Raw genomic sequence first — 24,125 nt, 5'->3', positions numbered from 1 at the left:
AAATCCATTTTCATTATCTTGGAGGGTTCCAAACCTCTCGACAAATCGGGCTTTAATAAGTTCATTAAGTCTATCAAGTTCCATTTCTCTATTACGTATAACGTTCTGTAACAAATCTAAGGCCTTAATAACTTTGTCTTGATGATTAAAAGGTGGAATTCTATCAATTTTTATGCCTGAAATATAAGCTTTGTTTGTATGCTTTAATCCCGCGCCCTTAAATCCTGCTTCAAGAATATTTATATTGGCTTTTAAAAAGTAATACAAATACTTACATCTTATTTTACTATTTGTTTGTAAAACAACACAGTCAGTAGACGTGCTAAATTTACCAGAATAATAGTGTATAGTAGCTCGTCCACCAGTCCCCATTATTATTCCTTCTCCATCTATTTGATAGTCATCATATTTTTTATCTACTTCCATACTGGATGTGAAAAACATGTATTTTGCATTCTCTTTCGCCTCACCTGCTTTAATCTGCGATTTTGGCGCGTAGCTACAAATATCTCCTATTTTCATACATTATCCTTTTAAATCTAAATATTTCTATTGATTCTAAAAATACTACAATTATAAGTTTAACAATCTTTCCAACTCATCCATTTCCATTGCTATCTGCTTTTCTATCTCTCTAATATCCGCCATAATCTCCGAAGTTGGGGGATACTCCACTGCCTTATATTCCACCTCTTTATATTTATTAATAGAGAGATCGTAATCATTTTCTTCTATCTCTTTTTTGGAAACCATAAAGGATTTATCCGTACGTTTTCTATTCTTCTCCTGTTCCAAGTTTTTAAATCTACTAATTATATCCGGAATATCATTATCTTTGATAGCACTTCGTTTATCATCAAGGCTAAATCCATCCGCAGTCATATCATAGAACCAAACATTATCTGTTCCACCATGATTTGTTTTTGTAAAGATCAAAATTCCGGTGGAAACTCCTGCATAAGGCTTAAATACTCCGGAAGGCATGGAAATCACTGCTTCCAGTCTTTGGTTCTCTACTATTTCTTTTCTAATGGCCTTATGTGCATTGGAAGATCCAAAAAGCACTCCATCCGGTACGATACAGGCACATCTACCACCTATTTTCAGCATCCGAACAAACAATGCTATAAACAATAGTTCCGTTTTCTTTGTTTTGCACATTTTTTGAAGGTCTGTAGAGATTGTATCTGCATCCAGATTCCCCTTAAAAGGCGGATTTGCAAGAATCAGAGAATAGAGTTCTTTGTCCGGATTTTGATCCGATAAACTATCACGATATTCTATAGATGGATTTTCCACACCATGGGTCATCATATTCATGGCGCCAATGCGAAGCATAGTTCTGTCCATGTCATAGCCATGGAACATATCATTCATAAAATGATTTCTGTTCTGCTTATCAAGAAGAACTTCCTTCTTATATCTTTCTCTAAGATAGTCTCCGCTGGCAACCAAAAATCCGGAGGTACCACACGCAGGATCACAAATACTGTCCTTGGGATTCGGATCCATGAGCTCCACCATCATTCGAATAATGTGACGAGGAGTTCTAAACTGTCCATTTACGCCGGATTGCGCAATTTTAGAAAGAAGGTACTCATAGACATCTCCACGAATATCTGTCTGATGTAATTCTTCCATCATGGAATAAATCTCATCCATGGCATCTACAATCTTGGACAACATTAATGGCGTATTGATCTTAAAAATAGCATCATCCATATATTTGCTATAGGCAGAGTTCTTATCGCCATGGAGATTTTTGATAAAAGGAAAAACCCATTCCTGTACAATGGAGTACATTTTATCGGCAGGAAAATCATGGAATGTAGACCACTTAAGTTGTGATCCATCAACCACTCGACCTCCAATATCTACATCTTCTGAAAATATACTCTGAAAAGGAAGCCCCAGCATTGCTGCTTCCTTGGCTCTCAGGTTATCTGTATCATCCAAGTCCTTGATAAACATCAAATAGGTCATCTGCTCAATTACATCGAGCGGATTGGTAATCCCCCCATTCCAAAAGATTTCCCATAAGCCATCTATCTTGTTGCCAAGCTCACCTGTCATAATAAGTATTCTCCTTATTGTCTTGCTTTTTTTAATTGAATCCTATATTCCTATGTTAAATCGATTCATTCTCTTTTTCAGCATGTATTTTTTCAAACTTATTCTTAATTATATAAAATCTTCATCAATTAATCTATTCAACAATTCTATGAAATTAGACTTTGTAATTTTAACTTCGCTGTTACTGCTTAATACTTCGACTCGGGGATATCCTTCATGACTTTTCATTTCAGCAATAACACTACTACTTTCATTTTTCCCTGTACTACTATGTGGTACAGCGCCGAAAATGACAAGCCTATAATTAGGGTTATATTGCAGCTTTTTATAAGTGTAAGTTTTGGCCTTTGTGTAATCGAGACAGAACTCAAATCGTTCCTGATTCAATCCACAGCTTTTAATAATTCCATTCAAAATGTTTTCTTTAACCTCTGAAGCACCAATAACAACTATTTTTCCGTTTTTATCTGTTTCATAAATAGATGAGCTAGGTAGGAATTTTTCTAATCCCCATTGTTTAAGTAAAATTTCCAAGCTACCGGTACGATTAGCAAGTGTAATTCTCGATGTAACTTCTTCTATAATTTCATCTAATTCTTCATAATTAAGCAAGACTACACCTCCTCATCATAGATTTGCTTCATCTTAACTAGAATTTTCTCCATTCTTCTTCTAGTTATAATTAGCTCATCCATAGAAGCGGAGTACTTATCCGCAATAGTTTTTTGTTCTTCTAATGGAGGCAGGGGAATTATGAGTTCATTCAGCTTACTCAATGATATTGTAGGCAAGATGCTACCAGTACAAATACTTTTCAGTGAAAGTTGGCCTGTTTCACTTGCAAAAAAAGCCTGCAAGTAATACGGATTGACTTTAAATTCATCGAGCTCAATTATGAATAAATTTCCAGTTACTAATACGTTAGTATTATCTCCCATTGACATAACTGCTGATTTTATTTCTGGAGTTCCTGTCTTAGTAATAATTATCGAATTGTTTTTGGCACAAAACTTTGTAAAATTCTGTGGAACTTCTTTCAAATACTGTTCATCTATAGAGATTATTCCATCACTAACATTAGATATAGTTAAATACTTATTTAAAGTTGGCTCGCTACTTCTGATTCCTTCTAATTCGCTTGCTTTTATTTGAGCTCCCCTGCTGATAAATTTCGCCACAGAACCTAGCTGAACACCATGCTTCACCTCTGGAATAATCTCAAGATAGCTAGCCGCATTTAGTACATAGTCATTTTTCGCTAAGTCTTCAGTTTTTTTTGTTATAGAATTATCACCATCTCTCTTAAGATAGTCTAGAATATATAAAATACATTCTTTTGTTAGAATATTCTGTTTATGCTCTCTGACAAAACATTTTCTCGCATCTACTAATTTAACATCTTTATTATTATGACTAAATACAACTAATGTAGTTGAAATATTAGTGCTGCTAAATATTTTTTCAGGTAATGTGATGGCAGCCTCAACAAGTCCTTTTTCGATAAAAAACTTGCGCATATTCCTATCTAAAGAATTCCAAGTAGCCCCGGTAGTCATTATTGCAACAGCTTTACCTGTATCCTTCATTTGTTCAATAAGAGTCGCATTAAATATCCAATCAGATGAAGCACGTTGAATAATGTCTATAGGGCAATCCAGTGAATTACTTAATTGTTCTTTATATGTACTCATATATGAGCTTTTTAGCATAAAGGGATAGTTGGAAAATAGTTTATCCATTTTCACTTTACTTCTATATTCAAGTGCATCATTTAGTATAAGCTTAATGTTGCCCTGCAGTAACGAAGCGCGAATATCTGCTATTTGATTACTTTTATAATTTAGCTCTATACCTAAATATTCAAAATGATCATTTATCAAAGATAATTCAGTAAAAAAATTGCCTTTACCGGAACATAACTCTAAGACATTCTCATTTTCCTGAATATTTAGGATGGAAATTACCAGTTGAATTAATCCACTGGGTGTTGAACATTCAGCAGAGTTTATATCTTCCAAATCATTATTAAACAAAATAAATGATAATAATTGATCAGAGGTAAATTTATCCATTAATGCAATAGCAATATCCCATACCTCGTCAATATTTTCTTTAACTATTTGATTGACGTTATCTGGAGTAATTTTGATTCTTTTAAAATCATCAATGCTACTTAATCCCACTTTTTCTGTAGAAGCTACATATAAAATATAAGCAATAATTACTCCTTTTAGATGTAAGTTATTAATAATACGATTTCTTGTTAATTCACTTGCAATTGACGTCGCAACATCACTTGAGTCTAAACTTCTCAATTTATTCAAACTATTCTTATCCAAATTAATACCTCCTGTAATAACAGCCAATCTTGTTTTAAGGTTATTATAAACCTTTTATTTTGGAAATCAAGTGTTGTTTTAGGTTTTTTGAAACCTTTCAAAAAGTATTAATCTATGTGCAATCCCTTTATTCTATTTAATGTTATTAAAATAAGTATCGTATTATTATTTATTACACTACAAATAAAACCTCCTGATACTTAAAACCATAGGTATTTATCATTAATGATTCGGAATATGTTTTTGTACCTAACCCCTCTGCATACACAGAAATAATCTTTCGGTCACTATCAGAAATATCTTTTTGACGTTTTTTTACTACTTGAGGTTCAAACTCAGATAAACAAGCCTGTGGAACTTCAATATCCATGCTGCCAAAGCTGGAATTAACTTGCTTGGTCTTATAGCCATATCGGTAGTCTCATACCTCGTCCGTTGAATCAGTACGTTCAGATTTTTCATATCCAATATGGTGATCCATTTCCGCTTCCATCATTTCTTTGATGGTTCCACCCAATAAATCCTTTAATGCATCCTGAATATCGTATTCTTGCAAAAGTTATTGGATGATTACACGTTTACCATCAGTCATTTGAACGTGATGTACCGGTTTTCTTTCTCTTTTTGCCATAATTAAAGGCCATCCATGATTTTTCATTGTATCATAGAAGACCTTATGATTACTTACAGACTTTTATCATACCCTCGACCTAAAGTTTGCTTATACAAACTACAGGAAATTAATTAATACTTAGGTCTTTTAACTTTCTTTTTTGACAGAAAGATAAAATTTCTTTAGATGTTATAGGAAATTCAACTAATAACTCATAAACACTATTTATCCATTCAGCCTGTTTAGAAAAATCATATTCTTTTACAATTGATAATAGAACTGGTAACATTTTATCATATAAACATAAAATATCATTTGAATTTACATAATAACAATCATCTGAAATTTGATTTTTAGTATCGTAATCTTGTATAATATCAACATTACTAATAAATACTTTATATACATTACATTCAGAGAATAATTCTAAATCATAGCTGTTATTTTTTACATAATCATTATGTGTGTTAATTTGTCTAAAATCTTTTAATTTGATTTTTTGGTTCTCATTTTTAATTTTACACTCAGTAACAATGCAGTTCATACGATCAATAGTTAATATTGGATCCGGAGCTCCTGTGCTTCTAAAATTATAAACATCATGACCGAGCCATGTACCAAATTGAACTAGAAAGTCTTCAAATTCTGTACCTCTTTTTGAATCATCAATATTCATTAATTCAATAAATTTGTTTTTCATGTTTTTCAGTTCATTTATCAAAATAGTTTTATCGTTATTATTTTTTAACAAATTATCTTCAATTTTCGCTTTGATTTTATGAATTTGCGGCAATAAAACATCAAATTTATTTGCTTGCACCTGAGCTTGAGGTATTTTATTAAACCAATTTACTGTTTTAGAGTATTGGGCAGCTTTCTTTAATTTAATAATATATAAATCATTACTATCGCATCGTAAATATTCTGCGTAAGCAGATAAATAATACCAAAAGGCTAAGTATCCATTCATTTGAGTTTCAGTTTTCAATAGCTCAATCGCTTCTTCTGACTCCGTTATAGCCAAACACCAATCATTTTTCCACAAGGCATTGCTAAAATTAATTTCATATTTAGATACTTCCTCCAATATTTTATTTGTTTGAAATACTGTCGTTTTTTCTTTTTTATACTTCTCAGAAAGTGTTTGTATAAAATGATCTGCTTTTTTCCAATCATCATTTTTTGCCAAAAATGATTTAACCATTTCAATCATAGCAGAAGCACAATTTTCAGAGTTATTTTTACGTTGATGATTAGAAAATTCTAATTCTGCTCTCAATTCTGGTACAAAATCACACAAAATATTGGGTTGTAAAACAAATCTACTTAAATTATCATCCAAAATACAGATAACTGCATAATCGGTATAGCTTCTTGTACACCGACCAATTGCTTGTATGAATTTTATTTTTTTACTTTCTAAAAATAGAACATCTGCAAGCATCCTATAGCTAATAAAAAACTCTTGTAAATCTGTATTTTCTTGTAATCCATCTAAAAAAAGTATTCTACATTCATCATCCGGAAAATTTAAACCGTCTGTTCTATTGGATATAATAGCTATAGCATTTTCATCAACAATAAACTTACTTTTATCTAATTCTAAATCTCTTCCACTATAAACAATTTTTTTTAAGTTTCGCCAATATTCTGTATATTGTTTTTCAACTTTATTATTTTCAACCAATAGTAAGCTTCGTTTATCTAAATCCATTAATTGTTTAATAAAATCTAAACCTAACTCACTATCATTAATAAAAAGAGACGGAAATAAAAAAAAACGTCTTCCAATAGTATTATTTTGAAATTTATCATTTGTAACTTTAACAATTGATTCTACTCCAAATATTCTATTTAATTCACCACTTATTCCCGAAGTAGCTGACATATATATTCTTTGCTTTGCATTTTCAAATGGCTTGAAAAATTTAGTTGGAGCCACTAGAGGCTTTATCAAAAATTGATTTTCAGACAAAAAAACATTGCATGCTAATAGTTTATTCTTAATTAACTCCCAAGCAAATAGAAAATCAATATTTTTATCTTTGTTTTCTTCTATATATAAATCAATAGTTTCTTTAAATACTTTAATGATTTGAATAAATAAAATATTTGGAATTTTGTCAGCATCTTTAAATCTTGAAGACCGTTCAACGCACGTTTCATAAGTCTCACTATTGATATGAGGTCTCGATATATCTAACAACCTATTATACAAATCACTATGCTCTTCTCTATCAATGTTTACAGACCAATTTCCATCAACATAACTTTTTGCTGAATGAGCGTCATCAAATATTATAACATCAGGATCTTGAAAATATGGGTTCGAATTAAAAAATGCACTGTAGGATGTAATAGCAATGCCTTCTCGATCTTCATAACAATTCTTATCATGTAAACTATAGGATTTTTTGGAACCAATAAATTTATTAGCACTAATTCCATACTTAGATATTGCTAATTCATAAGTTTGTTCTACTAATTGATTAGTTAAGCAAAGGTATAAAACTTTTAATTTTTTTTCCTTTCTTAAAAAGTCTGCTATTAATATTCCAACTAGGCTCTTTCCAGAACCTGTTGGCAGTTCGATTAGTACATCTTTTTTATCTATTTTATCCATAAATTTATTTATTACATCACTTTGATAATCATACAAGCTTGTTATTGTTTTATTCTTATAACTATCAAATAAATTAATTGGTGAATCAAAAGATATTTCTTCATCCATGTCTAAATTAAACAAATTCATAAAAATTCCTTTCATACATTGCATTTTTTATAAAAGAATGCATAAATTAATTAAACAATTTCTCTATAATAATATAATAATAGAGAATCTCTAACCTTTATTATTCCATCTCAATAGTTCCTGGTGGCTTAGAAGTCAGATCATAGAACACCCTATTCACTCCCTTTACCTCATTCACGATTCGATTCATTACTCTCTGAAGTACTCTAAAGGGGATATCCGCACATTCTGCGGTCATAAAGTCATCCGTAATCACCGCACGAAGAGCCACCGCATAGTCATAGGTACGGAAGTCTCCCATAACCCCTACGGAGCGCATATTGGTGAGGGCGGCAAAGTACTGGCTGTAGGAACGGGAAAGTCCCGCCTTCTCGATTTCTTCTCGGTAAATGAAGTCCGCATCCTGTACCATGCGAACCTTCTCGGGAGTCACTTCTCCGATAATTCTTACTCCAAGTCCCGGTCCCGGGAAGGGCTGACGATAAACCAAATGCTCCGGAAGCCCAAGCTCCAGTCCGACCTTACGCACCTCGTCCTTAAAGAGCAGGCGCAGAGGCTCTACGATTTCCTTAAAAGAAATGTTCTTCGGAAGTCCGCCTACATTGTGGTGGGACTTGATCACTGCGCCCTTTCCAAGGCCGGATTCCACCACGTCTGCGTAAATGGTTCCCTGAGCAAGAAAGTCCACTGCCCCGATTTTATTTGCCTCACGCTCAAAGATACGGATAAACTGCTCTCCGATAATCTTTCTCTTCTTCTCCGGATCTTCCACTCCGGCTAATTTCTCAAAATACTCCTCTCCAGCATTGACACGGACGAAGTTTAACTCGAAATCTCCCTTGTCTCCGAAGATTTCCTCCACCTGATCACCTTCATTTTTCCGAAGAAGACCGTGATCTACGAATACACAGTATAGCTGCTTTCCGATGGCTCTGGAAAGAAGCCCTGCTGCAACAGAACTGTCCACACCGCCGGAAAGGGCTAAAAGCACCTTGCCGGAACCAATTTTATTTTTCAAAAGGGAAACCTGCTCCTCCACGAAGGACGCCATTTTCCAGTCTCCGGTACATTTGCAAACGTCATAGAGAAAATGATGAATCATCTTCTGACCTTCCACGCTATGCTGTACCTCCGGATGGAACTGCACCGCATAAATCTGTCTCTTGATGTCTTCCATTCCTGCAACAGGACAATGCTCGGTATGGGCAGTAATTGTAAAGCCCTCCGGCACCTTAGCAATATAGTCGGTGTGGGACATGAAAACGGTGGTCTCTTCCGAAACATCTGAGAAAAGCACGGAGGACTTCTCCACATGGGTTTCCGTCTTTCCATATTCGCTGACAGGGGCGGTAGCCACCTCTCCTCCAAGCTCATAGGCAATCAGCTGTGCTCCATAGCAGAAGCCGAAAATGGGGATACCCAGCTCGAAAATTTCCTTTCCGATATGCTGGCTTTCCTCCTTGTACACGGACTGAGGTCCCCCGGTAAAAATGATTCCCTTGGGACTTAATTCTTTAATCTTCTCTATGCCAATGTCGGAACTGTAAACCTCTGCATAAACCCCTTCGTCTCTTACTCTCCGGGCAATCAACTGGTTGTACTGTCCACCAAAATCCAATACGAGAATCCGCTCATGATTCATTTTTCTTTCCCCTTTTCTTCAGTTCGTCCAATGGCAACAAGATAGATAAACCGCCTTTTTTAAAGGCTCACACAGTTACTCATTATAGTGCCTAGGAAAAGACTTATGCAAGTCCTTCTTTGGTAAGCTTTATAAGTCTGCTTTAACAAGCTTTTTTGCTTTGCTTCGGCAAGTTTTTTAAGACACCTTGATACTCCTTACAAGTCCACTTCTTCTCCTAAGGAGAAGGAATAAAGGACTCTTCGCCTTACTTTTTTTCCTAAAATCTGTTCCAAGGCTTCGCTATATAAGTCGATTTGCTTTTGGTAGCGATTCCTTAGCTCTTCCCCGTCCTTTACCCGGTCGGTCTTATAGTCCACAAGGATAATGCCATCTTCCTCCATAATAAAGGCATCGATGATACCTTGAAGGATTACCTTTTCAACATTATCCCCCCCATCCTCCGGAAATAGTTTCTCATACTCCACTTCCTGCATAAAATGTTGTTCCCGATAAAGGGTATTTTCCTGATGGGCCTTGGCAAATATCTGTCCTAAGGGAGAGTCCAAGAACTTCTTAAGCTTCTCTTGATTCAGTAAGCCATATTCCTCCGGAGAGAGAAAGTCGGATAGCTGGGAAATGTCCTTGGAATAATCGTAAAAGGCTAAGGCATGGTGATAGCTGTCGCCTATTGCCGCTCCGATATTTTTCCCCTCAGCTTTCATTTTCTGAATCAGTGGGCTGTCGTGGTTTTCTTTGGCCTGCTGCTTTTCTTCAGCATTAGCATTAGCCTCATCCCATTCCGGTGCAACCGCCCTTCCTTCCTGTCCGGTTTCCGAAAGCTGTTCTCCATGCTCCTCCATGGCCTTCATTTTTAGTAAAGATACAGAGTACTTGGGACTTCTATGGGTGCTTTTCTCAAAGGGATAGACATAGGAAAAATGCTCTTCCATAAGCTTTTCCGCCTCTGTCTTTTCCCGCCCTGTTCCCAAGAACTCGTAGAGTTTTTTCTCAAGGGAAATGGCTTCTCCCATGGCTTTTCCTTCATTTTCCTCTAAATCCTCTTTGGAAATAAAGCGAAGGGCGATTTCTTCGGTCTTGGTACTTTCAAAGAAGCTCCGGGAATAAGCCATTAAAATCCAGGCAAGATAGGAGGTCGCTCCTCGGATGTCCTCCAAGGACAGCCGTTCTTGCACCGGGAATTTCTTGATTAAATCCTCTTCATTTTTGCAAACGCCGGTGAGAATCAGCTTTTCCTCTGCTCTGGTCATGGCAACATACAGTACCCGAAGCTCTTCCCCAAGACTCTCCCGCTCCCCCTTTTCCTTGATAGCGATTTTGTGGAGAGAAGGATACTTTATTCTTGTTTCCAAATCTAAGTAATCTGCGGCAAGCCCCAGCTCTGAATCCATAAGCATTTTCGCCTTGGAATCCATCTTGTTAAAGCTCTTATGCAGCTGGGAAAGAAAGACCACCTTAAACTGTAGTCCCTTGGAGTGGTGGATGGACATAATCCGAAGCAGGTCGTCCTTTTCCGAGAACACCGTTGCCTCTCCCTGATCCTGCTCCTGCTTTTTCACCTTTTCAATATAGCGGATAAAATGGAATAAGCCGCTGTAGCTTCCCTTTTCAAACTGCTTGGCATCCTCTAGGAGCTGGTCCAGATTCGCCTGCCGCTTCTCTCCCAAGGGCAGTGCCCGCACATAGTTATAGTAATCCGTTTCCTCGTAAATAAGAGTCAGTAAGGAATGAAGCCGTAAGGAACGGGATAGCCTACGGTAGCGTTCCAGCTTATTTTGGAAATTCTGCCATTTTTCTTGTAAAGCAGGGGACAATGCTTTTTCTGCCTGTAAGGATAGATTTACTACATTTTCCTTGCTCTTATCATAGGGCTTTTCGTATAGACTGCCCTTAGCCAGCACAATCTGTCCCAGCTCTTCGTCCGTAAAGGAAAATAAGGGAGAGCGTAAGACTGCTGCCATGGGGATGTCCTGTCTTGGATTGTCAATGATGGCAAGGAAGGATAGAATGGTTTCCACCTCTACCGCAGAATAATAGCCGGTTTTTAGCTCCGCGTAGGCAGGGATTCCTTCCTTTCCGAAGATGTCCACCATTTCTCTGGAAACACTGTGGGGAGAGCGAAGTAGAATCACCATGTCCTTATAGGCATAGCCCTTTTCCAAAAGCTCCCGAACCTTAGCGGCAATCATCTTACATTCCAGCTCTAACTTGCTGAGGAATTTTCCAGAGGAACTATTGGAGGTGCCATCGGAGGGGCTACTGGAGGAACTATTGCTCTCTTCTTTACTGTCTTCTCCTATACCGTCTTCTCCTACGTCCCCCTCTTCCCCTGTAGAGACAGTTTTTTCCAACTCTAAGAGAAGCAGTTCCGTTTGATCCCGCCTCTGCTTGACTGTAATTGGAGCCTCGCCCTCTGACTTTTCTTTATGCTCTTCGCCACTTTGCGCTTTATCTTCTTCGCCTTGATTCTCTCCTGAACTCTCTTCCTGCTTTGCTTCTTCCGTTCTTATCTTTCCCAGGAATAGACTATTCTCCAAATCATATTCGATTCCCCCGAAGTCCTTTTTCATAATCTTAAAGAACAGGGCATTTACCGCGGAAAGCACCCCTTCATCGGAACGGAAGTTCTTCCGAAGGAAGATCTTTGGATAGCTTTCATCATGGTATTTTTCCAAGAATAGCTCCGGTCTTGCCATACGGAAACGATAAATGCTTTGCTTTACATCCCCCACCTGAAAGACATTGGGCTTTCCGAAGCGCTCCTGAGAAAGGGCACGAACAATATATTCCTGCACAAGGTTTGAGTCCTGATACTCATCCACCAGGATTTCCCGATAGGACTTGGCCAGCTCATCCGCCAATGCACTATAACGGACTTCATCCTCTCCATCCTGATACAAAAGCTTCAAGGCAAAATGCTCCAAGTCCGAAAAGTCCAGCACCGCCCTTTCTTCCTTTTCCTTTTGATAGCGCTCTAAAAAGAGAAGGCAAAGTCGCACAAGTTCCAGGATGCGCTTCTGTCCCTTTTCCTCCACTTCCTCTTCCAGCTCTTCCGGAAGCAACCTATAGTTCTCCTGCCAGGTCTTTAGAGTCTTCTTTCCTCTTTCCCGAAGGGACTTTACCAGCTCCTTTCCCTCTGCCTTAGTGCTTTTCAGTCTGCCAAAGGAAAGATTTTCCAGTCCTCTGACCAGCTCTTCCAGCGAATCGGTATGCACAAGGGCTAGGCACTGCTCTTTTTCTTCTAAAATGCGCTCTTCATACTCTATAGGGCCGTTAGGCTCCCGGCATAGGTCTAAGGCTTCTTCATAAAGGAGAGAAAGATTTTCCAAACGACTCTTCATATCGATGTAGAGGTCCTTTTCCCATTTCTCCCTGCGAGAATTGGAGTCTTCCTCTAAAAGTCCCTGCAGATAGGCCTTGGGAAAGGGCATGGCGCTGGCCAGATTATAAAGCTTTAGAATCAACTCCTCTATCCCCTTGTCCTTCTTTCCCATGGAGAACTGGTCTACAAAGGCCAGAAAGGACTCTTCCTTCCTTTCGTACTCCTCCTCCAAAAGCTCTTCTAAAATATCCGATTGGAGCAGGGACATTTCCCCGGTATCCCCAATCCGAAAATGGGCGTCTATGGAAAGACCTGCATAATTTTCCTCGATCAGTCGTTTACAAAAGGCGTGGATGGTGCTGATATTTGCGGTAGGGAGCAGGGCAATTTCCCGAAGAATCCGCTTGTCATAGCCCTTTTGTAAATGCTCTTCCAGCCGTTTTTTGATTCTTTCCTTCATTTCCTCCGCTGCAGCCTCGGTAAAGGTCATCAAAACCAAAGAGGAAAGGGAAGCATTTTCCTCTAAAATCAGGGACAGCACGTGTTCCACCAGCACTGCCGTCTTTCCGGAACCTGCCGCCGCGGAGACCAGCAGATTTCCTTCTCTATGGGCGATTACCGCCTTTTGCTCTTCCGTCCACAATGCCATTTTACTGCCCTTTCTTCTGATACTTTTATCTGCAATGCCATCTGTTTGCCCTTTTTCCAATACTGCTGACTGCACTGTTATTGTACGATTGTCTCTTTTGAAACTTCCATACACACTACTGCTTTACGACTCTTTCTTCTGATACTTCTCTATCCACTCATCCCAAATCGCTTCTTCCTCGCCTTTTTCCAAGCTTCTATAGGAAAATCCGGGGAGGTCCGGGTCAAAGCCGCAGATGCTGTGATAGGGGCAGTAGGTGCAGGCCGTCTTATCCAGGCTCTCTCGAATAGGGGAAATATCCTTCTCTCCCTCCAGGATTCTCTTACAGTCCTCCTCCACCCTTTCCCGCACATAGGAAAGCATGGCCAGAATCTTTTCTTCTTTGGCAACAGAGCCCTTTTCCTCTACAGCGCCGTTTTTCTCCTTTACCGGAAGCAGAAGGCTGTCTCCCTTTAGCTCCCTGTCCATGCGGAAAATAATGTCCTTATCCCCGTTGATTAAGCCCTTGGGTCTTGAGGCCTTCAGCTTTTCCTGAAAAAGCTCCTCCTCAGTCTGCCCCTTAAAGCTTAGGCTTGGGTTATCCATGGTGAAATAAAACAGCCCTGCAGGATGTAATTTGTAGTCCGGATGTCTCTTTCTCTCCTCCTCCAGCAAGATGGATAGGTAGAGGGGAAGCTGAATCTGTAGTCCCGCCTTTAAAAGATCCAAGGAAAAATCCGTATTTCCGCTTTTATAGTCCAAAACCTTTAGGTAATAATTCTTCTCCTCATCCAGGTAGCTGTCCACCCGGTCCACCCTTCCCCTAAAGGACAGGGTATCGTTTTCATAGTGAAAATCCCGTTCCAGGGCTTCCACCTGAAAATCCCCGCCGGAAAGTTGCCGTTCCAGCGCCCAAAGGATGGTTTTTGCATTTTCCTTAAACTTATGGAGAAAATACTGGTTCCGACCCCCCTCTAAGAAGGGAGCAAATTCCGGATCCTCCTCACTTTCCGCTATGGCGTAATTAAGATACTCCTGAAAATGCTGGGTAAGCTCCTCTCCCTTCAGCTTTTCTTCCTTTAGCTTCTTAAAAAAGCTTTCCACCAGCTTATGGTAAAGATTTCCCAAATCAAAAGCCTGAATCTCCGCCTCTTTTCTTTCCTGCAAATGTAAGCCGTAGCGAAGGAAATGGAAAAAGGCACAACGATTCAGCCCTTCCAGTCGGCTTACGGAGCCTCTGATTTTTTCTCCGTAAAGTTCCTTAGACAGTTCTTTGCTTAGAGGCAAATGTCGATTCTCCCAAAAGATGGCTTCCAAAAGCTTTTCCAAATCCTTTTTGTACTCTTCCTTTTGCCAGAGGCTATGAAGAAGCTGAAAGGATTCCAGCTGAAAATAAGGAAGGACTTCTTCCTCCGAACGGAACAGGGCTTCCTTTTTGCATAGTTTCGGTAATTCCTTGGATAGACTGTCCTTTGCCTGGGAAAAGCTCTGCATTTCCTGTATTTCTCTTTCTAGCTTTCGAATCTTAAGCTTGGGAAAGAGTCGTAGGACTTCCTGTAAGATAGGAGAAATGCCGCCCCTGCCTTTTGGTATTCTTAAGGGATAGGACAGATACAGCTCTTCTTTTGGGCTTAGGAAGGCGTGATATAAGTAAAACTCCTGAATATAGCTTTCCTCCCATGCCAGGGGAGACAGGGTACAGTGCTCCTGCCGTAAAAAGCTTTTTTCCTCCTCGGTAAAGAGGGACTTCTTCTTAGGAGGAAGCGGAATCAGCCCTGCATTTAAGCCTAGGAACAAAAAGGCCTTGGGATTATGGAAACGGGAGCGGGTTAGGTCGCCTACCAGTACCTGATCGTTTGTGGCGGGAATCTGTCGCAATTTTTCCAAAGATAAAGCCATATCGAAAAAAGCGGAAAATTCTTTTTTGTTTACTGGAATTTCTCCCAAGCCTTCCTTCATTTTGGAAAGAAGAAGCTGAATCTGGCTAACACTTCTTTCCAAGCTTTGGGAGAGGGAGTCCATACCCTCATTTTTAAGGAATATAGCTTCCTCTTCCAGCTGAAACAGCCCCATAAGCTTTTCCGTAAAGCTTTCCAAGCTTTCAATTCTTTCCTTAAGGCTGTGGCTTCCTTCATTTTCCTCTAAAAGACTGAAGAGGACATCTGCTTCTAGTAAGCTTTCCTCTTGAAAAAGGCTTCTAAAGGCGGATTTCCCTTTAAGGCCCTTGGCTCTTGCTTCATTTTCCAAGGCATCAATCCTGTCCTCTTCCTCCATACCCCGGTAGGGAAAGGCTCGAAGATAACGAAAGAAGGAGTCGTAAAGCAGGCCCTTCTCCATCACCTCTAAGGCAGAGCGAAGAACCTTACTGAAAGGGGAGTCAAAAAGCTTAATGTCCTCCTCCAAAAAGAGGGGAATGGCGAATTTCCGCCCCTGCTGAAAAAAGGCATCCCTATACAGCTCCACATCCGGAAGCACCACCCCGATCTCCTGATAGCGATAGCCTCTTTCCTCTACCAAGTAGCGGATATGGCTACAGGCCTCCTCCACCTCTCTAGAAATATTGGCGGCTTCAATGACGGAAATGCCATGGGGGACGGAAGGATAGACTCCTCCGGTATAGGAATTACTCTTATTAAAGCTTCCTGTATGCGGGCTTTGCTCTTCTTTCGTCTCCGGTTCTTGATTTTCTCCTTGTAAAAATCCATCCACAAGGGTCTGCAAGGCAGGAATTTTTTCAAATCGGGGAAGTAGGGCACCCTCAGGCCTCGCTTCTCCGGTTCTACTGTCTATTTCATTTAGGGAAAGGGGAGCAAGAATTTCCACCCCAAGCTTCTCCCCTCTATGATAAAGCTCTTTTATCGCTTCTTCTGTAAGATAAAATAGGGATTCCCGCTTTTTCCCGTTTCCAAGGGCAGAGATATTTTTCCCGGAAAACTCCAGGGAAAAATACAGCTCTCCCGCCCTTTCCATCAAAACCTCTATGCAAAGAAGCTGGATGGGGGTAAAGCCGGTAAAGCCGTCAAAAATAAGGATGCTGTCCTTTAAAGTATTGTCCTTCCAAAGGGCGGATATTCCCTGATCCGCTAAGCCTTCCTCTGTGATTCTGCCGGTCTTGGAAAGGTAGAGCAGGAACTCTTCATAAATATAGGCCAGGTCCAAAAACTTGGCTCTTGTTATGGACCTTTTGGATTTTTCCGCGCATTTTCGTAAATCCTCCGGGCTTACCTTGTACTGCATACATTCGGAGATCTGGGACTTACATTCTTCAACAAAAGAAAGGCTTTCCGCCTCCCTTTGGTAATAGCTTAGCTGCTTTTTCTTCTTGCCCAAAATCATGCGAAGAATCATCATTTTCCCCATCTCATCCAAGGAAAGGGGGCTCTTTTGATTGGTATTCTCAAAGGCACGGTAATAGAGCCTTTGGAAGCTTAAAACATCCACATTCAAAATGCCCTTCCCTTGATTCTCCTCATGGGAAACGATTCTTTTTTGCATGGCAAGGGTATCCTGCTCCGGAACAAGATAATAAATCTGCCTATGATAATCCTTCCCGGCCTCCTGCAAAGCCTTTCGAATCAAATATTCCGTTTTTCCGGAACCGCCGGCTCCGAGGATGATTTGCAGCTTGGACATCAAAGCCTCCTTATTACGCTAAGCCTTCAAACATTTTTTCCACAAAAGCTTTACTATCCTTTAATTTGGGCAAATGAATCTGATTCCCCTCTCCTTCATTTCCCTCTATTAAATATCCCTCCTGTAAATCCGTATCCATTAGGCGAATCCAATGCAGGGAGTCTTCAAAAAGCTCCGGATAAAAATAATACAAAAGGGTGGTCATATCCCAGTTGTAAAAGCCGGGAATGCCATAGACTCTATCATTATAATGCATCCAGTCCTTTGCCTTCCCTAAAATATACTGCCCCAGGGAAGATTTTTCCAGTCTACGCTGACATTCTTCATAGGATAGGAGGAAGGCCAGACAGGCATTTCCGGTAAGGGTGTGGAGGTTCTTGCCGTTTTTTAGCACAAGCTCCGTAGCCTTATAATCAATGGAAAAGTTTAACTCCTTCATTTCTTTCTTGGCAAAAATCAGAGGCTCCGTAATTCCTCCCATAAAGTAAATGCCTTTCACATAGGAGAAAAACTCCGGGTCCAGCATATAGGCTCCGGCGATATTGGTGGTGGAGCCGGTTACCAAAATATCCACCTCTCTGGGATACTTTTTTACCACTTCTAAAATTTTTCGGGAGGCTTCGTTCTCCCACTGTCTTGGCGCATCCGCCCCGTACCAAAGAGGGATATCCTCTCTTCCTCTCTCCTTTAGCATTTTTTTCGTGTTTTCATAGACCACCACGGTTTTGTTATTGCCAAAGGAAGAGGATACTCCCAAAAGTTCAATGTCCTTTCGTCCTAAAAGATAGAGAAGGCAAAGGCCGTCATCAATATCACAGTCCGGAATTCCCATGGTGTTGTCACAGTCAAAAAGAAGCTTTCTTTTTTCCATCCTACTTTCCCTCCTTATCCATCCTACTCTCCCTCCTTAAGCAAAAACAAAATCTTTTCTTCCCCTTCTTTAAAGCAAAGGGTAGGGAATCCCCTTTCCGGAAGTTCCTCTCCCCTTTCGATTAGGCAGCTAAGGACTTGACCCTCAGGGTTCTTATAGAAGGCACGGGAAAACTCCCCTAAGTATTCTTTTTCGATAAGCTTAAAGGGGCTTAATGCTTCTGTTGTTCCGATTGTTCCGGCTACTTCCTCTTTCGATTTGCTATATCCAACCATACTATCTCCAGCTTCATCATCACCCGCTTTTTGCTCTTCGATACTTCCTTCCTTCTCTTGTAGAAGACTTTCTCCCTGCTTTTCTGCTATCTGCCTTTCCGCTATATCTTCTCTTACAAAGCTAAGCTGTCTCTCCCGAAAAAAGAAGCTGTAGTTTCCCTCTTCTTTCTCTACCGGAAAGGAAAAGTAGGGACAGGAAAATACGCCATTTTCCACTCTTCCCAAAATACTGTTTCCCTTTCCCATAAATCTTGCCACATATTCATTCACAGGAGCATAGTAGAGTTTTTCTCCCTCATCCACTTGAAGAATCTCCCCATCCTTCATAAGGGCTATACGGTGGGCAAGCCTTAGAGCCTCCTCCTGGTCATGGGTAACCAAGACCACGGTTAAATTCTCTTTCTTCTGAAGCTCTAAGAGAAAGTCTCCCATCTCTCTCCGAAGATTAGGGTCCAGAGCGGAAAAGGGCTCATCCAAAAATAAGAGTTTTTCATTCATAGCAAGAGCTCTGGCAATGGCTACTCTTTGCATTTGCCCTCCGGAAAGACTGTCAATCCGTCTTTCCGAATAGCCCTCCAGCTGCACAAGCTTTAGAAGCTCCTCCACTCTTTTTTTACGCTCTGCTTTGGGAACCTTCTGTAATTCCAGAGAAAAACCCACATTTTCCCCAACATTTAAATGCGGAAAAAGCCTTAGATCCTGAAAGACCACGGAAATACCCCGCTTATGGCTGGGGAGATTTTGAATCTCCTTTCCCTGAAAGAAGATTTTTCCTTTGGCTAGGGGATATAAGCCAAGCATTGCCTTTAGGAGACTGCTTTTTCCACAACCGCTTTCCCCAAGAAGCGCCAATATTTCTCCGGAGCGAACCTCCAGGGAAATATCCTTTAAAATCTTTTTCTTCTCCAGCTCCAGCTCTACCTTTTCACAAGATAAACGAATTTCCACCCTTAACTCCTTTTACAAAATGCTCTGTACACCCTCTTCTTACAAAGCTTAACCTTGTCTTTATGCTAGTCCAAGCCCCCACTGTTCCAACTTCGCTCTGTTCTTACTTCGCTCTGTTCCAACTTCGTTCTGTTCAGACATCACTTTTGTTAGCCCCTTTCCCTCTGTATGCCCTTCTCTAAAAAGTCCAAGAGGAAAAATAAAAGAAAGCTGCTAGATAGAAAAATCAGTCCGTAAGCACTGGCCAGATTCCTTTCTCCACTTTGGATATAGGGAACCATAATCAGGCTTAAACTTTTCACCTTTCCCCCGCCTAAAATCAAGGTCAAAATATACTGGCTCATGGACAAGATATAGGACATCATAAAAGCCGGAAAAATGTAGGGATAAAGTAAGGGCAGGCTAATCTTCCAAAAGAGTTTCCCCCCTACGGCTCCCATAACCCTTCCCTGCTCTTCATAAAGCTTCATTTTTCTACTCATTCCCTCTTGCAAAAAACTGACCGCATAGGGCAAGGCATAAAGGACATGAGCCAAAAACACGGTAAGAAATGGATTTAAAATCTTTATCTTCAAAAATAGGATCTGAGCACCCATGGCAAAAACCGTTGCGGGAATCATAATGGGGAAATTCACCAAAAAAGCAACGAGCCCCTTTCCCTTAAGCCCCTCTTCATTCTGATACTTAGCTGTACAAAAAGCCACCAGTACCGTACAGAGGGAAACCAATAAGGAAAAGACCATACTGAAAAGTGTATCCTGAAAAAGAGCCTTTCTTTGAAAAAGAATGCTTTTAAAGCTTCGAAGGGAAAAGCTTGTGGGGAAAAGCTCCGGCCAGGCATAGCGTTCCGTAAAGCTAAACAGCAACAAAAAGAAAAGGGGCAGAACTAAGCTTAGGAAAAAAAGATTCCGAAAAAGAAGATAAAAAATACCGCCAGCCCTTCCTTTTGATTTTATAGGATTCATTCTATACCCTCCTTTCTTTAGACTTTATACAGTTCATGCTGTCTCCTTACTGTGAGACTTTTTAAATTCATCCCACTCTCCATCCTCTGAGCCTTTTTAAATTCATCCCACTCTCCATCCTTTGAGCTTATTCAATTTATAGCTCGCCCCATTCTTTAGGTCTTCTTTTTCGGTAGGAATTTAAAATAAAAGTAGCTTAAGAACAGAGAAAACAAGAGAATAATCCCGTTATAGGCTAAAGCCACCGGCCGCTGTAAAAAGCCTCTTTGTAGCTCCTGGTAGGATAAAACCGATAAAGCCTTGGGACTGGTAGCTCCTAATAGATAGGGAAGATCAAAGGCTCCAAAGGAGAAGGAGAAAATGATGAAAAAGGCCGCTAAGTACTGCCGTATGGATAGGGGCAGGGTGATTTTCCAAAAGGCTTGAAAGGGAGTTGCCCCAAGGCATCTTGCCGCCTCTCCCGCCTTTTCATCCACCTGATAAGCTAGAGGCAGGGAGAAAAACAGGACAAAAGGCAGTTCCTTCCATAGGTAGGAAAGAATAATGCCTATGCCTTTCTCATCATACACCAGCGCCGGAAAGTCTGTTTGGGATGAAATCCATGAAAAGGAATAGAAAAGCCTTGCCAAAAAGCCATTGGAAGAGAGTAAAAAGAGGAAAAATAAGGCTACCAGGCTATGAGGCATCATAATGGCGATTCTGAAAAAAGCTTCCAATCTTTTCCATTTTTCCCCCATTTGCAAAAGAAAGAAGGAAAAGAGAATCGCCAGCGCCAAAGAGAGGAAGGAGGAAAGCAAGGATAAACGGAGAGTATAGAAAATAGAGGGGACAGTATCCCCTCTATGCATGATTTCCTGATAATGCTCTAAGCTTAAGCCATTTTCTCCCAAAAAACTTTTGATAAATCCATAGGAAACTCCCAAAAGGAAGATCGTGGACAATAGCAGCTGGGGTAGAATCCACAAATAGGAAATCTTCTTTTTCATCTTATTTTCCGGCCACTTCTTCCTGCCAGATTTCCTCAATGATGGGAACCAGACCTGCAGGCATTTCCGGTAAACGCTTCTCTAAAAGAACGCTCTGCTCTAAAACACCCTCTCCCAGGTCTACCTTGGCAAAGGCATCCTGTACTTCCTTGGAAAGTTTACTGTTATCCAAAACAGGAATGGTCTTTAAAGTCTCATAACGGTTTAACTGCACATCCTCGGAAAGCATGGCATTGATGGCAACTTGCGCTGCCGCATTGTGCTTTGCATTCTTGGAAATGGCAATATAGTTGGTGTTTCCGATGGTTCCCTTATCCCAGATAAAGGTCTGCATATTGTTGGAAAAAGATCCGTCTGCAATGCTGTTGGATACAAGGTAGGCAGAGTAAGTCATACCCATAATCAGCTCTCCGTCAGCCACCATATTTCTCATGGTAGGCTCCTTCTCCGGATAGGTCTTTCCTGCCTTCCAAAGATAGGGATTTAACTCCTTTAAGTATTCCATAGCAGGCTTAACCAGCTCTCTTACCGCTTCCTTATCTTCCTTTACGGTCTGGAAGGGCTCCACGCCTACAATGTCATAAATGACATTTCTGACAAAGGCGGAACCGGTAAAGTCCGGAAGGGCAGGATACGTAATCTGTCCCGGATGCTCCTTGGCATAAGCCAAGAGCTCTTCGGTATTCTTCGGGAAATCTCCCTTAGTCTTATCTCCGTAGAAAACCATCTGGGCCTTTCCATAAGGAGCTTCATAGCCCTCGATAGGATAAGCAAAGTCCTTGTTGGTCTCCGGATCCTCCTGACTTACCAAGTTGTTAAAGTTAGGAAGATTCTGTGTAAAGGGACCATAGAGAAAATCACTTTCCTTTGCTGTTTTAAAGTTCTCTCCGTTAATCCAAATCATGTCGATGTCAGACTCTTTGGCTCCCGCTTCCTTCTCTGCGGAAAGCTGGGCTAAAATATCTTCGATTCCCATGGGAACACGATTCAAAGTAATATCATAGTTTTTCTTTAAATACTCTGCATAGTAGCCGTCTAACCACTGATTTAGGCGGTCATCTCCGCCCCAGCCGTAGAAATTTACGGTCTGTCCCTTGGCTTCCGCTACCAGTGCATCAAAGTCAGCGGAACCTTCCGCCTTACTTTCCTCTGCCGCCGTATCTTTTGCTGTTGTGCTTTCCGTCTTGCTTTCTGCAGCTGTTGTCTCTGTACTTGCCTTTTGACCGCCACAAGCCAGAAGCGCCATACTCATAGACAGCGCCAGTGCTAAAAATCTTTTTTTCATACCTTCTCCTCTAATTCCTTACTATTCTTTTTACTTTGCAATATCCTAATATTCTTATTTACTTTCCAAAATCATGGAAAGAATTTTATGCTTCGTCCTCTGCTTTTACAGTTTCCCCTTTTGCCTGTTCTTTCTTTTTAGAACGCTCCTCATAAAGCTGTTTTCCAAGGGCAATCATAAAGCCAAGGGCAAACAAAATCAAAAGTCCTGTGACCAGCCATTTGGCTCCTCCGGTTAAAAAGCCTCCCACATAGGAATAGACCAAGGTTGCCGGAGTCTGCCCAAGACCTGTAGCAATAAAAAAGCCCCAGAAGGACATTCCACTCAGTCCTGCCGCATAACTCACAATGTCAAAGGAGACAAAGGGCAGGAGTCTTGCAATCAGGATACTTTGCTTCCCGTGCCGTTTAAAAAAGGCATCAATCTGATTCAAGGCACCCTTGGAGCTAAGCTTCTCCACGAACTCTCTTCCGAAGGCTCTGGCAATAAAAAAGCTTAAGGCCGCTCCTGTCATGGCGCTGGACCAGGAAAGTAAGGCTCCCTTCCAAAAGCCAAAAAGTGCAGCATTGGCAAAGGTAATCAAAAAGGCAGGCAGTGGTGCAATGATGGACTGTAATACCATCAAAAGAAAGGAAATGACCGCTGCATAGGCGCCATAGGAAGCCACAAATTCCTTTAGCTTTTGAAAGTCTCCCGTGGCAAAAACACGGAAGACTTCCTGTATAAAGCTTTGAAATGGGCTATAAAGAAAATAAGCCCCTATAAGAACAAGTCCAAGGACTATGATGAAAATTCTTTCTTTCAGAAAGGATTTTTTCTCCATTACTTATCTCCCTTAGAAAAATCATATCTGATTTCCTTGGTTCCGTCCAAGCAGTTCCAAACATTGGTATAGCCCTTGCTTGCGATATACTCGGCAGCCTTTGCGGAACGGTTTCCGGAATAGCAATGGGTAAGGATTAAGGTGTTCTTATCATCCGGAAGGATAGCATCAATAGTCTTTGTATCTTCAGGATTTACATTCACAGCGGTGGCAAAATGCCCCTTCTCAAAATCCTTCGCTTCTCTTGCATCTACCACCAAGGCATCCTTTGCCTTCTCCATCAGCTCATCCCCTCTGATATTTCCATAGGTGGTTAATTCATAGGAATGCTTCTTTACGCCCTCTGCGTTATAAACCTTGGTAAAGCCGTCATTCACCAGAATATCCGCAGCCTCTCCGGACATCTTTCCGGAATTGCAGTACAGAACAACGTCCTTATCCTTCCAATCTTTAATCTTTGATACTTCATCCTTAAAGGTATCGAGAGGCATGTTGAGGGCAAATTTGATATGCCCCTTGGCATAGTCTTCAGCGCTGCGAACATCGATCACAAGATACTTTTCCTTCTCGTCCTTATCTGAAACGATTTTAGCCAGGGCATCCCCCTTCATCTCCTTAACTTCAGCCTTCTCTGTAGCGGCAGCTGTTGTTTCCCCGGCAGCCTTGCTCTCTCCTGCCGCTTCACTTCCTGCTACGGTAGTTTCCGGCTTTTTGGCAGTCTCCGTCTTGCTTCCCTGTCCGCAAGCGGAAAGAGAAAGGGCAAATAACACTACGCCTAATCCAAATAAGTTCTTCTTCATTACTTTGCCTCCTCAAAATGTGTAATTGTCTGTGATTCCCGGTGTTTTCCTATCTTTCCTTATTTTTGCAAAAAAAATAAAGTGCTGTGCTCCGGTAAACAGAGCTTGCTCCGGTATTTTTCATAAAAAACAGTGAAAATGGAAAGCCACTCGGGGATTTTCTTAGCCAT

At 40.6% G+C, this 24,125-nt stretch carries 15 protein-coding genes and 1 pseudogene; all 16 read right to left on the bottom strand.

Annotated elements, in window-relative coordinates:
* Positions 1-522: restriction endonuclease subunit S (locus tag RYO92_RS07500; RefSeq protein ID WP_315369985.1), on the bottom strand; the 522-nt coding region annotated here is incomplete at its 3' end.
* A 51-nt stretch (positions 523-573) separates the two neighbouring features.
* Positions 574-2,073 (bottom strand): class I SAM-dependent DNA methyltransferase, encoded by a 1,500-nt coding sequence (locus RYO92_RS07495; protein WP_331648604.1) that lies wholly within the window; start codon positions 2,071-2,073, stop codon positions 574-576.
* A 108-nt stretch (positions 2,074-2,181) separates the two neighbouring features.
* Positions 2,182-2,685 carry a hypothetical protein gene (locus RYO92_RS07490; RefSeq protein ID WP_315369984.1) on the bottom strand — a complete coding sequence of 168 codons (504 nt, stop codon included), beginning with the start codon at positions 2,683-2,685 and terminating at the stop codon, positions 2,182-2,184.
* A gap of 2 nt (positions 2,686-2,687) precedes the next feature.
* Positions 2,688-4,412, bottom strand: coding sequence for an N-6 DNA methylase (locus RYO92_RS07485; protein ID WP_315369983.1), 1,725 nt, complete (start codon positions 4,410-4,412; stop codon positions 2,688-2,690).
* A gap of 190 nt (positions 4,413-4,602) precedes the next feature.
* Positions 4,603-5,043, bottom strand: a pseudogene (locus RYO92_RS11175) (transposase); the annotation flags it as partial.
* Positions 5,044-5,152: 109 nt separating this feature from the next.
* Positions 5,153-7,777 carry a DEAD/DEAH box helicase family protein gene (locus tag RYO92_RS07475; RefSeq protein ID WP_315369982.1) on the bottom strand — a complete coding sequence of 875 codons (2,625 nt, stop codon included), beginning with the start codon at positions 7,775-7,777 and terminating at the stop codon, positions 5,153-5,155.
* A gap of 100 nt (positions 7,778-7,877) precedes the next feature.
* Positions 7,878-9,419, bottom strand: coding sequence for a glutamine-hydrolyzing GMP synthase (guaA, locus tag RYO92_RS07470; RefSeq protein ID WP_315369981.1), 1,542 nt, complete (start codon positions 9,417-9,419; stop codon positions 7,878-7,880).
* Between the two features lie 197 nt (positions 9,420-9,616).
* Positions 9,617-13,390, bottom strand: coding sequence for a UvrD-helicase domain-containing protein (locus RYO92_RS07465; protein ID WP_315369980.1), 3,774 nt, complete (start codon positions 13,388-13,390; stop codon positions 9,617-9,619).
* 123 nt (positions 13,391-13,513) lie between these two features.
* On the bottom strand, positions 13,514-17,002 hold the full coding sequence (locus RYO92_RS07460; RefSeq protein WP_315369979.1) for a PD-(D/E)XK nuclease family protein: 3,489 nt from the start codon (positions 17,000-17,002) through the stop codon (positions 13,514-13,516).
* Between the two features lie 13 nt (positions 17,003-17,015).
* Positions 17,016-17,873, bottom strand: a complete 858-nt coding sequence (locus RYO92_RS07455; protein WP_315369978.1) for a nucleoside hydrolase — start codon at positions 17,871-17,873, stop codon at positions 17,016-17,018.
* 23 nt (positions 17,874-17,896) lie between these two features.
* On the bottom strand, positions 17,897-19,096 hold the full coding sequence (locus RYO92_RS07450) for an ABC transporter ATP-binding protein (protein WP_315369977.1): 1,200 nt from the start codon (positions 19,094-19,096) through the stop codon (positions 17,897-17,899).
* Positions 19,097-19,245: 149 nt separating this feature from the next.
* Positions 19,246-20,061: an ABC transporter permease gene (locus RYO92_RS07445; protein WP_315369976.1), complete on the bottom strand. Its 816-nt coding sequence runs from the start codon at positions 20,059-20,061 to the stop codon at positions 19,246-19,248.
* A gap of 155 nt (positions 20,062-20,216) precedes the next feature.
* Positions 20,217-21,047 (bottom strand): ABC transporter permease subunit, encoded by an 831-nt coding sequence (locus tag RYO92_RS07440; RefSeq protein ID WP_315369975.1) that lies wholly within the window; start codon positions 21,045-21,047, stop codon positions 20,217-20,219.
* A 1-nt stretch (position 21,048) separates the two neighbouring features.
* Entirely contained in the window at positions 21,049-22,332 is a 1,284-nt protein-coding gene (locus RYO92_RS07435; RefSeq protein ID WP_315369974.1) for an ABC transporter substrate-binding protein, read from the bottom strand.
* An 85-nt stretch (positions 22,333-22,417) separates the two neighbouring features.
* Entirely contained in the window at positions 22,418-23,155 is a 738-nt protein-coding gene (locus tag RYO92_RS07430) for a TVP38/TMEM64 family protein (RefSeq protein ID WP_007155955.1), read from the bottom strand.
* Positions 23,155-23,955, bottom strand: coding sequence for a rhodanese-like domain-containing protein (locus RYO92_RS07425; RefSeq protein ID WP_007155954.1), 801 nt, complete (start codon positions 23,953-23,955; stop codon positions 23,155-23,157). Before RYO92_RS07425 ends, RYO92_RS07430 begins: the two co-directional genes overlap by 1 nt.
* Positions 23,956-24,125 lie beyond the last annotated feature (170 nt).

The organism is Oribacterium sinus, assembly GCF_963553175.1.
GTDB lineage: Bacteria > Bacillota > Clostridia > Lachnospirales > Lachnospiraceae > Oribacterium > Oribacterium sinus_B.
The sequence above is the reverse complement of the archived record's forward strand: the minus strand, read 5'-3'. Positions and strand labels throughout refer to the sequence as shown.